The sequence below is a fragment of the Brachybacterium sp. ACRRE genome (assembly GCF_022346485.1).
Lineage (GTDB): Bacteria > Actinomycetota > Actinomycetes > Actinomycetales > Dermabacteraceae > Brachybacterium > Brachybacterium halotolerans.
Window position 1 is genome coordinate 1 of sequence record NZ_JAKRMO010000018.1, and the last position, 11,313, is coordinate 11,313.

The following is an 11,313-nucleotide window of genomic DNA, read 5'->3' on the forward strand; positions in this document are numbered from 1 at the left end:
CGCCCCACCACCGCGTCACCACCCGCGACCCCGGGCCGCGGGCTCGGGGTCGCGGGTGGTGACGCGGTGGTGGGGCGCGGTAGGGGGCGGGCGTTCAGCCCCGGGGATCATCCCCCGAGCGCTTCTCCCAGCGCTCCTCCATGCGGCGCATGAAATCGCTGCCGCCGTTCTCGGGCTGCCGGGGCTGCTCGCCCCCGTCGCCCTGATCGGCGGCCGGACCGCCAGGGCGGCTGCGCGGCGAGGTCACGGCGTAGACGGCTCCGGCGAGCATCAGCAGGAATGCCAGCACGCCCAGCCAGATGAAGTTCAGGGAGACCCCGAGGACGAGGACGCCGAGCCCGACGACGACTCCGGCGAGGCCGAGGACGATGCGGCGGCGGTCGCGCCGGTCCTGTGCGCCGGAGCGGAAGGCGCGGGCGAGCCGGGGATCGTCGGCGAAGAGCTGACGCTCCATCTCATCGAGCATCTTCTGCTCGTGCTCCGAAAGCGGCATCGTTCCGGCTCCTTGTCCCGTGCCGTGTTCCCTGCGGCTGAACGCGATCGACGTGGGCGGCTCGAGCCCCATCGTCGATCCCCTAAGGATACTGCCGCCCGCTGGGGAATGGGAACTCGTCGGCCCACCGCATGACACTCTCCCTCTCACGTCCCGGACGCGTCTCCGCGGGCACCTTCCTGCTGGGCTCCGTCCTCTCCCGCTGAGTCCGGCGCGCGGAGGGTCGATCCGCGGGAGAGGCTTCCGGAGCCGAAGCGGTCGCGCGCGCGGTCCATCGCGCTCTCCAGCCCCTGCCAGCCGGTTCCTCGGCCGGAGAGCTCGGCCGCGGCGGGCTGCGCGCTGGTCTCCTGCAGGCGCTCCGCCCGCACCCCGGCCAGGCGCACCGCCGGCATGCGCGGCACCTCCCTCTCCCAGAGTGCGACCACGTGCTCGCGAAGACGCTCGCCGCTCGCCGTCGGCTGATCCATGGTGGCCGATCGGGTGATGGTGGTGCCGTCCGGCGAACGGAGCTTGACGGAGACGGCGCGCGCGGCGAGGTGGCTGCGGCGCAGGCTGCGGGACACCTCGTCGGCCATGAGGGTGAGGCGGCGGCGCACCTCGGCGGGGTCCACGAGGTCCTCCTCGTAGGTGCGTTCGGTGCCGACGCTGCGATCGCGAACCCGCGTGCCCAGTCCGGTGCGGTCCTCCCCCGCCGCGAGCCGCGCGATCATGGGGGCCTGGGGGCCGACGGCGCGACGCAGGGTCCCCGCGGGGATGTCGCGCAGCTGACCGACGGTGCGCACCCCGAGCCGTTCGAGGGCCTGCTGCGCCTTGGGGCCGACGCCCGAGATGACGCCCACGGGCAGCGGCGCGAGGAAGGCGGCGGTCTGCTCGGACGGGACGATCAGCATGCCGTCGGGCTTGGCGCGGGCGGACGCGATCTTCGCGACCGCCCGTGACACGGACCCTCCGACGCTGCTGGGCAGATCGAGCTCCTCGCGGATGCGGGTGCGCAGGCGGTGGGCGATCTGCTCGGGCGATCCGAACAGGCGGCGGGCACCGGAGATGTCGAGGAAGGCCTCGTCGACGCTGATCTGCTCGATCGCGGGCGTCACTTCCCGGAGCAGATCCATGACCTGCGCGGAGACCTCGCGGTAGCGGTCGATTCGCGGCGGAACGATGACCAGGTCGCGCGCGAGGCGGCGGGCGGTGACCATCGGCATGGCGGAGCGGATGCCGCGCTCGCGCGCCGGATAGCTCGCCGCGGCGACGACGCCGCGCGAGCCCGCTCCCCCGACGACGACCGGCAGACCCTGCAGGGCGGGATCGTCGCGGATCTCGATGGAGGCGAAGAAGGCGTCCATGTCCAGGTGCAGGATCGTGCAGTCCTCCGTGCCCGACATCCGTGCTCCCTCCGCTGCTCCTCTCCCGCGCCCGCGCGTGCGGGCCGGAGCGCACCATGGTAATCGGCGCGGGGCAGGTCCCGGAGGAGCCCTCGTGCCGGGGGCCTCACCCGGCGAGCGCGACCGCCTCCGAGGGGGCGAGGGAGGCCAGCAGCTCCTCGCGGACCTGGGCGATGCGTGCGCGGGTCCCCTCGCGATGCAGTGCCAGCAGGATGGGATCCGGGGTCGCGCGCTGGTCGCGGTCCAGGCGGTCGCGCTCGACCACGAAGCGCGAGGCGTCCTCCGCCCAGCGCCGGCGATCCCCGCCCATGCGGTCCAGCGCCGTCCACACGTTCAGCGGCAGCTTGCGCCGACGGGTCCGGTTCGCCCGCGTGACGAGGACGCCCGCAGTGCGCAGCGCCGCACGGTGCACGAGCTCGTAGGAGGCGCGCGGGTCGGTCCCAGCGAGCTCCTGGGCGCGTGCGAGCATCGCCTCGGCCCTCTCGAGGGCGGCGAGATCCTGATCCAGGTGGACGAGCTCCGCTGTGTGCGTGGTCATGGTGGGAACGCTAGGCGGAGGCACCGACATCCGACGCGCGAGCGTCGGCGCTGTGGACGCAGGGCACCTGGGGAGGACCGATGGACCGCGCGCGGTCCGCCCGCGCCGCCCCCGCGTGCAGAGACCAGTGCGCGCGCCTCCCGGCCCTAGAGTGTCCGGGTGACCCCACCACCCCGCGGCCGTCGCCGCAGCTCCTCGGAGGCGCCGTTCCCCGATCTCGGGCCCGTCGGCGAGGCCATCCCCATCACGACCGGCAGCGCCGAGCTCGTCGTCGAGTCCGACGGATCGGTGCTGCTCCTGGTCAACGGCGTGCCCTCCTCGCATCTGGATCCCGATCCGGACCACCTCGTCTTCGAGTACATGCGGTGGATGCGCGCCGCGATGCGCTGCTGGGCCGCCGAGAGGCGCGCCGGGGACGGGAAGGACGGCGACGGCTCGCCGCGGCGCGGGCTCGAGCTCGCCGTCGCGCACCTGGGCGGCGCCGGATGCGCGCTGCCCCGCACGCTCGCCCATGACTGGCCGCGCGCCCGCCAGATCGTCGTGGAGCTCGACGCGCTCCTCGCCGAGCACGTCAGGACCTGGTTCTCCCTCCCCCGCTCCCCGCAGCTGAGGATCCGCGTCGACGACGCCGCGCATGCGCTCGCGGACTGGCGCGAGGACCGCTTCGACGTGCTCACCCGCGACGTCTTCGCGGGAGATCGCACCCCGTCCTCGCTCACCTCGGTCGCCGCCGCCCGCCACGCCCGCCGGGTGCTCACCGCAGACGGCCTCTACCTGGCCAACTGCGCCTCCCGCCCCGGATCGCGCCTGCTCGCCGACGAGCTGACCACGCTCTCGAGCGTGTTCGCACACGTCGGCGCGATCGCCGAGCCGGCGCATCTCAAGGGCAGGCGGCGCGGGAACTGCGTGCTGCTCGCCTCCGACGCCCCGCTGCCCGCCTCGCTCGACCGGGCGCTGCGCTCGGATCCGGTGGCGGTGCGACTGGCCGCCGGGGAGGACGCGGCGCGGATCGCCGCCCCGGGAACGGTGCTCGAGGGCACTGCGCAGGGCTGATGCGCGGCGGCCGCTGCCTCCCGGGAGGTGGGCCGGGCCTCAGAGCGGGCGGACCTGCTCGGCCTGCGGCCCCTTCTCGCCCGGCACCACGTCGACCTCGACCCTCTGGCCCTCCGCGAGGGTGCGGTAGCCGTCCATGTCGATGCGGCTGTGGTGCACGAAGACGTCGGCCCCGGGCCCGTCGACCTCGATGAAGCCGTAGCCCTTCTCTCCGTTGAACCACTTCACGGTGCCCTGCACGGTGCTCTCTGCCATGGAAAGCGTCACTTCCTGTGTCCTGCGATGGTGCTCTGCTGCGTGCGCCGAGGGCGCGCGATGGCCGGCGCCCGGCGGGTCGCCGGTACCGCCGACGGGTCGCCGGTGCGGCCGACGGGCCCGTCCTCAGGGGACCTCGGGGCCGGAACCGGGCCCCCGCCCCGATCCGCCGCCGGGCCCGTCGTCCTCCTCGCCGGCGAGGAAGCGCTCGAAGCGGTCGGCGAGCTCCTCGCCCGTGGGCAGGTCCATCGTGGTGCTGAAGACGCCGTCGCTCTCGGTGGACTGCGCATCGTACTGCTCCTCGAGGGCCGCGACCATGCTGAGCACCTCCTCGTTGTCGGTGAGGGTGCTCTCGAGCGCCGCGCCCGCGGCCTCGGTGAGATCCCCCAGGTCCACCAGCGGGATGTCCAGACCGGCGCCCTCGCTGACACGGCGCAGAAGCGCAAGCGCGCCCGCCGGGAAGTCGGTGCGCGTGAGGTAGTGCGGGATCTGCGCGGCGTAGCCGATCGCAGGGTGCCCGGCCTTGCCGAGCTCGTGCTCGAGGAGCGCGCCGAACGAGGCCGGGACCACGATCTCCCCGCCCTGCTCGGGCTCGTGCGCAGGGATCAGGTCGGGGTCGTTGGCGTGGGTGATCATGGCGATCGGCCGCGTGTGCGGCATGGCCATGGGGATCGCGCTCATGCCCACGACCTTCTCGACGTCGAAGAACTCGATGAGGTCGATCACGGCCTGGCTGAGGCGGCGCCACTGCAGGTCCGGCTCGGGGCCGTCGAGGTAGAGGAAGGGCCGGTCGCCCTCGTCGTACATGAGGTACAGGGACATCTCGGGGACGGTGACCTCGGTGTACACCGCGCCGTCGAAGACCGCCTGCGGGCGGGAGCCGCGATAGTCCACGAGCTCGTCGACGTCGAAGGTCACGATCCGCACGTGGCGCAGGGAGTCCTTGAGGTAGGTCGAGGCGATCCGGCACGAGTTGCCGGCGTCCACGAGACCCGGGAGGGCGTGCACGAGCGTCAGGCGGCCGCGGGGAACCGCGGCGATCACATCCGCGGACTCGTAGGCGTAGAGGTCACGGGGGTCACGCATCGATGCACCTCGCTCCTCGCAGTCGCCGTCGAGCAGGGCTTTTCCCCGCGTTCGACGCGTTCCACCATAATGGATCGCCATGTCATCGCGCGCACAGGATCAGGGCGGCACCCCCTCGTGCGCGCGGCCAACGGAAGGACGCCCCGTGGAGCCAGCAGAACCCCGGCCAGATGCGCCAGCGAGCGAGGAGGCGCACGTCGCCCGTGAGATCGCCCTCGAGCAGGACTACGCGGACCGCCTGTACGCGCGCGTGGACGAGCTGATGGCGCAGATCCAGACCAGCCTGGACGAGGTCCAGGGATCGCAGGACGCGGCGACGCATCAGAACCGCTCCGAGCGGGACGCGTTCATGGCGCTGTACGAGGACCGGCTCGCGCTGCTGCGCACGGTGAGCTCGAGCGTCGTGTTCGGCCGGCTCGACACGGACGAGGGCGAGCGCCACTACATCGGCCGCATCGGCCTGTTCACCCCCGAGCGCGAGCAGCTCCTCGTGGACTGGCGCGCCCCGGCCGCAGCCGCCTACTACCAGGCGACCAGCCTCGAGCGGCTGGGCGTGCGTCTGCGCCGCCACCTCATCTCCCAGGGGCGCGCCGTCGTCGGACTCGAGGACGACGTGCTCGACCAGTCCATGCTCGCGCAGGGCGCGGGAGGCGAGGAGGTCGTGCTGCAGGGCGAGGGCGCGCTCCTGGCCGCCGTGTCCTCGCAGCGCACCGGGCGCATGGGCGACATCGTCGCCACCATCCAGGCGGAGCAGGACCGCATCATCCGCTCCGCGAACCGCGGGGTGATGGTCGTCCAGGGCGGCCCGGGAACCGGCAAGACCGCCGTCGCCCTGCACCGCGCCGCCTACCTGCTCTACACCCATCGCCGCCGCCTCGAGCACTCGGGCGTGCTGATCGTCGCCCCCACGCGCGGCTTCCTGCGCTACATCGAGCGCGTGCTGCCGAGCCTCGGCGAGTCCGGCGTGGTGATGTCGACCCCGGGCGGGCTCTTCCCCGGCGTGGAGACCACGACGCACGATGCGCCCGAGATCGCGCGCCTCAAGGGCGCGGGCGCGATGGCCGAGCTGCTCTCGCGCGCGGTGAAGCAGCGTCAGCTGGTGCCGGAGCGGGATCTCGAGCTGTCGATCGACGGCACGCCCCTCAGGATCACCCGGAAGATCCTGGCCGAAGCCCGCCGCGAGGCCCGCTCGACGCACAAGCCGCACAACGCCGCGCGCGCCGTGTTCGTGCGCGCGGCGTTGGACCGACTGGTCCAGCAGTACGAGGCGGAGCTCTCCCGCCGCGGGACCACGGTGATCCCGGAGGACAGACCGGGATACCTCGACGACCTGCGTCGTGACCCGGAGGTGCGCCGCGCGCTGAACCTGGCGTGGCTGCCGTACACCCCGGAGTCGTTCCTGAGGGTCCTGTTCGCGCATCCCGAGCGGCTGCGCGCGGCCGCGCCGCGCTCCATCGCCGGCGCGGATCTCGACCTCCTCGTGCGCCCGAAGGACGCCCCGTGGACGATCGAGGACGTGCCCCTGCTCGACGAGGTCGCGGAGCTGCTGGGCGAGGACGACCAGGTCCAGCAGGCGGACGCCGAGCGCTCCCGCCGACGCCGCGAGGCCGATCTCGATTATGCGCGCGAGGTCATCGAGAACATCGACACCTCGGGGATCGTGCGCGACGAGGACCTCGCGGACCGCATGGACCGGGCGTCCGACGGCCGCACGCTCGCCGAGCGGGCCGCGGAGGACCGCAGCTGGACCTACGGGCACGTGGTCGTGGACGAGGCGCAGGAGCTCTCGGCGATGATGTGGCGCACGCTCATGCGCCGCTGCCCCTCGAAGTCGTTCACGATCGTCGGCGACGTCGCGCAGACCTCGTCGTCGGCGGGGACCTCCTCGTGGGAGCGCGCGCTCGCCCCCTACGTCGAGGATCGTCTCGAGGTCGAGCCGCTGAGCGTCAACTACCGCACGCCGCGTCGCATCATGGACGTGGCGCAGGCCGTGGCCGAGTCCCGCGACCTCCCGATCACCGAGGTCACCTCGGTGCGCGAGGGCGACTGGCCGGTGCTGCTGCACTCGGCCGACGAAGCGGGACTGCCGGACGCCGTGGCCGACGCCGTCGCCGCGCAGCAGGCCGAGGCGATCGGGCGCCTCGTCGTCCTCACTCCGGGACGGCTGCTCGATGGCGTGGTGCGCGCGCTGAGGGCACGGGACGGACTGGGCCGCATCGGCACCGGGAGCCGCGGCATCGACGACCCGATCGCCGTGATGACCCCGCAGGACGCCAAGGGTCTCGAGTTCGACGGGGTGGTCCTCGTGGAGCCCTCGGAGATCCTCGCCGATTCCGAGGGCGGCGCCGGCGACCTCTATGTCGCGATGACCCGTGCGACCCAGCGCCTGGACGTGGTGCACGCTCGGGAGCTCCCGGCGGGTCTCACCGGCGCCGCGGTCGATTCCTCACCCCGGACATGAGAAGACCGGCGGCCGTGGCTTCCCCTCCACGACCGCCGGTCGGCGGCGCGCCCGCTGGGCGCACCCTGAACATCTTAAGGGCATGACGGCCGTGCTTCGGACCGTTTTCCACCGATCGACACGGATCCCCCACGATTCCCGCGGCTCGAAGGCCTCGTATCGAGGGCCGACGGGCCGCTCCGCGACTCAGGACGCCGCGCCTCCGCTGCCGGCGGACGCGTCCTGACGCAGCTCCGAGATCGCGGACTCGAAGTCGTCGAGGGAATCGAAGTCCTGGTAGACGCTCGCGAACCGGAGGTACGCGACGACGTCGAGCTCGCGCAGGGGCTGGAGGATCGCGAGGCCCACGGCGTGGGCGTCGACTTCGGCCTGGCCGCTCTGGCGGATGGTCTCCTCGACGCGCTGGGCGAGGACGGCCAGCTGATCGTCGCTGACCGGACGACCCTGGCAGGCCTTGCGCACTCCGGAGATCACCTTGGAGCGGCTGAACGCCTCGCTCACTCCCGAGCGCTTGACGACCGAGAGGGATGCCGTCTCGATCGTGGAGAAGCGCCGCGAGCAGTTCGGGCACTGGCGGCGACGCCGGATCGAGGCGCCGTCGTCGGCAGTGCGCGAGTCGACGACGCGCGAATCGGGGTGGCGACAGAACGGGCAGTGCACGTCCTCCAGCCTACCGGGCGCACCGCGGGGCGGAGAGCGGACCCATGAGGCTCCCGTCGCACTGCCCCGGACGGATCAGGGGGCGCCGACTCAGGCGGCGTCGACGCTGCCCTCGGGGAGCTCGAGCGACTGCCCCTCGGTGATGCGGGGGCTCGAGAGGCCGTTGAGCGAACGCATCTCGCGCACGAAGTCCTGCGGGTCCTCCCCGGCGGGCGCGTACTGCTCGGCGTAGTCGCTGAGAGTGTCCCCCGCCTGCACGGTCACGGTGACCGGCTCCTGCGGATCGCCCGCGAAGGCGGAGGGGACGCCGAGGACGAGGACGCCCAGCAGGGCGACGAGGATCCCCGCGAGGAACGCGATGGCGGCCAGCAGGACGCGACCGCGACGGGTGAGCTGCAGTCGAACACCCTTGCGAGCAGAGGCCTGCTCGGCGTGGGCCGAAGAGGTGGGGAGGGGAAGCATGGTGGCCATTGTCCGAACTCCTGTTCGATCGAATACGTGTACGACTGTAGGCCCGTCGTGCGCGACACGCAAGACCTTCCTCGAACACATGTTTGGAATCAAGCCGCCCGACGCCTAGGCTGAGCGACGAGTCCCACTGAATCGCAGGGGTGGGACAGACGAAGCGAGGAGCCGCGCAGATGACCCCGACGACCTCTGGTCCCGACCTGACCGACGACGGCCTCACCGCGCGCCAGCGACGGATCCTCGAGACGATCACCGCCGCCATCGAGCGTCACGGCTACCCGCCGACCATGCGCGAGATCGGTGATGCCGTCGGCCTCACCTCCCCCTCCTCCGTCTCCCATCAGCTCCAGGCGCTCGAGCGCAAGGGCTTCCTGCGCCGCGATCCGAAGCGCCCGCGCGCGCTCGAGGTGGTGCTGCCCGATGACGCCGACGAGCCGACCCTCGCGCCCGTCGAGGCGATCGGCGCCGCCGCGGCCTCCGCATCGGTGAGCGTGCCGCTCGTCGGCCGGATCGCCGCCGGCATCCCGATCACCGCCGAGGAGCAGGTGGAGGACGTCTTCACCCTCCCCCAGCAGCTCGTGGGCGACGGGGAGCTGTTCCTGCTGCAGGTCGTCGGGGACTCGATGGTCGACGCCGCGATCTGCGACGGCGACTGGGTCGTCGTGCGCTCGCAGCCGGTCGCGCAGAAGGGCGAGATCGTGGCGGCGATGATCGACGGGGAGGCGACGGTCAAGACCTTCGCCCAGAGCGACGGCCACGTCTGGCTGATGCCGCACAACCCCGCGTTCGCCCCGATCCTGGGCGACCACGCCGAGATCCTCGGCAAGGTCGTGGCGGTGCTGCGCGCCGTCTGACGTGGGCTCAGCGCGCCGCGCTCACTCCCCCGCGCGGGCCAGTCGTCCGAGGGCGGCGAGGGCGACCTCGGGATCCTGCGTGGGCCACAGCGGCGGCATCGCCTCGCGCAGCACGGCTCCGTAGCGCTTGGTGCGCAGGCGCGGGTCGAGGACCGCGACCATGCCGCGGTCCTCGTGCGAGCGGATCAGTCGCCCGGCCCCCTGCGCGAGCAGCAGCGAGGCGTGGCGCACCGAGACCTGCATGAACCCGCTGCCGCCCTCCGCGTCCGCCCGCTCGGAGCGCGCGGAGGTCAGCGGATCGTCGGGACGCGGGAACGGCAGGCGGTCGATGGTCACCAGGCGGCAGGTGCGTCCCTGGACGTCCACGCCCTGCCACAGCCCGATGGTCCCGAACAGGCTCGCGGTGTCGTCGCCGCGGAACTGCTCGACGAGCCGGGGCAGGGAGTCCTCCCCCTGCAGGCCGATCGGCAGGTCGAGCCGCGCGCGCACATGCTCGGCGGCGGCCTCCGCTCCTCGCCGCGAGGAGAACAGGCAGAGCGCCCCGCCGTGCGAGGCCTCGACGAGCTCGGTGAGGTGGTCGAGCATCGCGAGCGACGGGCCCTCTCGGCCGGGCGCGGGCAGGTGGGAGGCGACGTAGAGGATCCCCTGGCGGCGATAGTCGAAGGGGCTGCCCACGTCGATCCCCGCCCACGCGCTGCGGTCCTCGAGCGGGGGGACGTCCTCGGCGTCCATGCGTCGGCGCGAGCCCAGTCCGATGGCGCGGGCGGGCGGCTCGAAGCGTCCGCCCAGGGCGAGCGTCGCGGAGGTGAGCACGGCGGTGGTGTCCTCGAGGATGCGTCCGCGCATGGCGCCCGCGACGTCGAGCGGGGCGACCTGGAGGCTCGAGCGGCCGGTGCGCTCGGAGTGGGAGACCGAGACGACGTCGTCCTCGTCGGGCGCGGTGAGGCGCTCGCAGACATCGACGATCTCCTGCAGGTTCGCGCGCACCGCCTTGCGGGCGCCGGCCGCGGTCGGTGCGTCGCCGCCCGCGTCCTTGGCGTCGGCGTGCGCGCCGCGCGCCTCCGTGCGCAGGTGCGTGAGGGCGTCGGCGGCGGCTGTGGGCAGGGCGCCCATGACGCGTCCGTCGGGCAGCTCGGGCAGGACCGTGTTCAGCTCCTCGCCGGCGTCGTCGAGCGCGGTCGCGGCGACGCCGAGACCGCGCAGCTCGCGCACGGCTCCGCGCACCATGCCCACGGTCAGCTGGTCGGTGACGGCGCTCGTCACGCGAGCGGTGAGCTCGTGCGCCTCGTCGAAGACCACGGCGTCGTGGTCGGGGATGATGCCGTGGTTGTCGAAGGAGTCGATCGCGAGCAGCGCGTGATTGGTGACCACGAGGTCGACCTCGCGGGCGACGGCGCGGTTGCGCTCGGCGAAGCACTGGTCCACGAGCGGGCAGTGCCCTCCCAGGCACTGCGAACCGGTCACCGAGACCTGGTGCCAGGCGCGGTCGGAGACGGGCATGTCCAGATCGTCGCGGTCGCCGGTGTCGGTGAGCGCAGACCACTCGCGCAGCCGCTTCACCTGATCCCCGAGGCGTTCGGAGGAGCCGCTCGCGGGATCGGCGGCGGTCTGGGAGAAGAGCGCCCCGGGGTCGATGTCGCTCGGGTAGCCGCCGTCGATCTTGTGCAGGCACAGGTAGTTCCCGCGCCCCTTGAGCAGGGAGAAGGTGGGGGTGCGCGGGAGGTGCGGGGCGAGCGCCTCGACGATGCGCGGGAGGTCCTTGCGCACGATCTGCGACTGCAGGGCGATGGTCGCCGTGGAGATCACGACGGGCCGTCCCGTCACGACCGCGTGGCGCAGTGCGGGCACGAGGTACGCGAGCGATTTGCCCGTGCCGGTGCCGGCCTGGACCAGCAGGTGACGCTGCCCCTCGAGGGCCGTGTCGACCGCATTCGCCATCCGGGTCTGGCCCTCGCGGCGCGTCCCCTCGAGGCCCGCCACGGCGGCGTCCATGAGCACGTCGAGATCGGCGATCGGCGACGCGGAGGCTTCACGGGCGGCAGGCACCGGCCCACCCTAGCCGC

The 11,313-nt window shown here is 73.0% G+C and carries 11 protein-coding genes; 3 read left to right on the forward strand and 8 right to left on the reverse strand.

What is annotated here, in order from left to right; genetic code table 11:
• Positions 1-94 precede the first annotated feature (94 nt).
• The 3 genes from MHY49_RS07280 to MHY49_RS07290 form a co-directional block, all read right to left on the reverse strand.
• Positions 95-493, reverse strand: coding sequence for a DUF3040 domain-containing protein (locus MHY49_RS07280; RefSeq protein ID WP_239203381.1), 399 nt, complete (start codon positions 491-493; stop codon positions 95-97).
• A gap of 146 nt (positions 494-639) precedes the next feature.
• Positions 640-1,875 carry a DNA polymerase IV gene (dinB, locus tag MHY49_RS07285; RefSeq protein ID WP_239203382.1) on the reverse strand — a complete coding sequence of 412 codons (1,236 nt, stop codon included), beginning with the start codon at positions 1,873-1,875 and terminating at the stop codon, positions 640-642.
• A gap of 106 nt (positions 1,876-1,981) precedes the next feature.
• Positions 1,982-2,413, reverse strand: a complete 432-nt coding sequence (locus MHY49_RS07290; protein ID WP_239203383.1) for a hypothetical protein — start codon at positions 2,411-2,413, stop codon at positions 1,982-1,984.
• A 159-nt stretch (positions 2,414-2,572) separates the two neighbouring features.
• Here MHY49_RS07290 and MHY49_RS07295 point away from each other — a divergent pair, with 159 nt between their 5' ends.
• Positions 2,573-3,466 carry a fused MFS/spermidine synthase gene (locus MHY49_RS07295; protein WP_239203384.1) on the forward strand — a complete coding sequence of 298 codons (894 nt, stop codon included), beginning with the start codon at positions 2,573-2,575 and terminating at the stop codon, positions 3,464-3,466.
• A gap of 39 nt (positions 3,467-3,505) precedes the next feature.
• Here the strand turns inward: MHY49_RS07295 and MHY49_RS07300 are convergent, their stop codons facing one another.
• Complete coding sequence (locus MHY49_RS07300; RefSeq protein ID WP_200501133.1) at positions 3,506-3,721, reverse strand: cold-shock protein; 216 nt, start codon at positions 3,719-3,721, stop codon at positions 3,506-3,508.
• Between the two features lie 126 nt (positions 3,722-3,847).
• The gene (locus MHY49_RS07305) at positions 3,848-4,807 is read right to left on the reverse strand and encodes a PAC2 family protein (RefSeq protein WP_200501134.1); all 960 of its coding nucleotides are present in this window, start codon (positions 4,805-4,807) and stop codon (positions 3,848-3,850) included.
• Between the two features lie 145 nt (positions 4,808-4,952).
• Here MHY49_RS07305 and MHY49_RS07310 point away from each other — a divergent pair, with 145 nt between their 5' ends.
• Positions 4,953-7,268, forward strand: a complete 2,316-nt coding sequence (locus MHY49_RS07310; protein WP_239203385.1) for an AAA family ATPase — start codon at positions 4,953-4,955, stop codon at positions 7,266-7,268.
• Positions 7,269-7,454: 186 nt separating this feature from the next.
• On the opposite strand, the gene nrdR is transcribed toward MHY49_RS07310, so the two are convergent.
• Both nrdR and MHY49_RS07320 read right to left on the reverse strand, forming a co-directional pair.
• Positions 7,455-7,928 (reverse strand): transcriptional regulator NrdR, encoded by a 474-nt coding sequence (nrdR, locus tag MHY49_RS07315; protein ID WP_228358848.1) that lies wholly within the window; start codon positions 7,926-7,928, stop codon positions 7,455-7,457.
• Positions 7,929-8,018: 90 nt separating this feature from the next.
• Positions 8,019-8,390: a LysM peptidoglycan-binding domain-containing protein gene (locus tag MHY49_RS07320; RefSeq protein WP_239203386.1), complete on the reverse strand. Its 372-nt coding sequence runs from the start codon at positions 8,388-8,390 to the stop codon at positions 8,019-8,021.
• 179 nt (positions 8,391-8,569) lie between these two features.
• On the opposite strand from MHY49_RS07320, the gene lexA reads away from it, so the two are divergent.
• Positions 8,570-9,250 carry a transcriptional repressor LexA gene (lexA, locus tag MHY49_RS07325; protein WP_239203387.1) on the forward strand — a complete coding sequence of 227 codons (681 nt, stop codon included), beginning with the start codon at positions 8,570-8,572 and terminating at the stop codon, positions 9,248-9,250.
• A gap of 21 nt (positions 9,251-9,271) precedes the next feature.
• On the opposite strand, the gene MHY49_RS07330 is transcribed toward lexA, so the two are convergent.
• Positions 9,272-11,242, reverse strand: a complete 1,971-nt coding sequence (locus MHY49_RS07330; protein ID WP_239203421.1) for an ATP-dependent DNA helicase — start codon at positions 11,240-11,242, stop codon at positions 9,272-9,274.
• Positions 11,243-11,313: the final 71 nt, after the last annotated feature.

Excerpts from the sequence above, each read along its gene's own strand:
- MHY49_RS07290 (WP_239203383.1), bottom strand. The coding sequence starts at position 2,413 with ATGACCACGCACACAGCGGAGCTCGTCCACCTGGATCAGGATCTCGCC.
- lexA (WP_239203387.1), top strand. The coding sequence starts at position 8,570 with ATGACCCCGACGACCTCTGGTCCCGACCTGACCGACGACGGCCTCACC.
- MHY49_RS07280 (WP_239203381.1), bottom strand. The coding sequence starts at position 493 with ATGCCGCTTTCGGAGCACGAGCAGAAGATGCTCGATGAGATGGAGCGT.
- MHY49_RS07330 (WP_239203421.1), bottom strand. The coding sequence starts at position 11,242 with ATGGACGCCGCCGTGGCGGGCCTCGAGGGGACGCGCCGCGAGGGCCAG.
- dinB (WP_239203382.1), bottom strand. The coding sequence starts at position 1,875 with ATGTCGGGCACGGAGGACTGCACGATCCTGCACCTGGACATGGACGCC.
- MHY49_RS07305 (WP_200501134.1), bottom strand. The coding sequence starts at position 4,807 with ATGCGTGACCCCCGTGACCTCTACGCCTACGAGTCCGCGGATGTGATC.
- MHY49_RS07300 (WP_200501133.1), bottom strand. The coding sequence starts at position 3,721 with ATGGCAGAGAGCACCGTGCAGGGCACCGTGAAGTGGTTCAACGGAGAG.
- MHY49_RS07320 (WP_239203386.1), bottom strand. The coding sequence starts at position 8,390 with ATGCTTCCCCTCCCCACCTCTTCGGCCCACGCCGAGCAGGCCTCTGCT.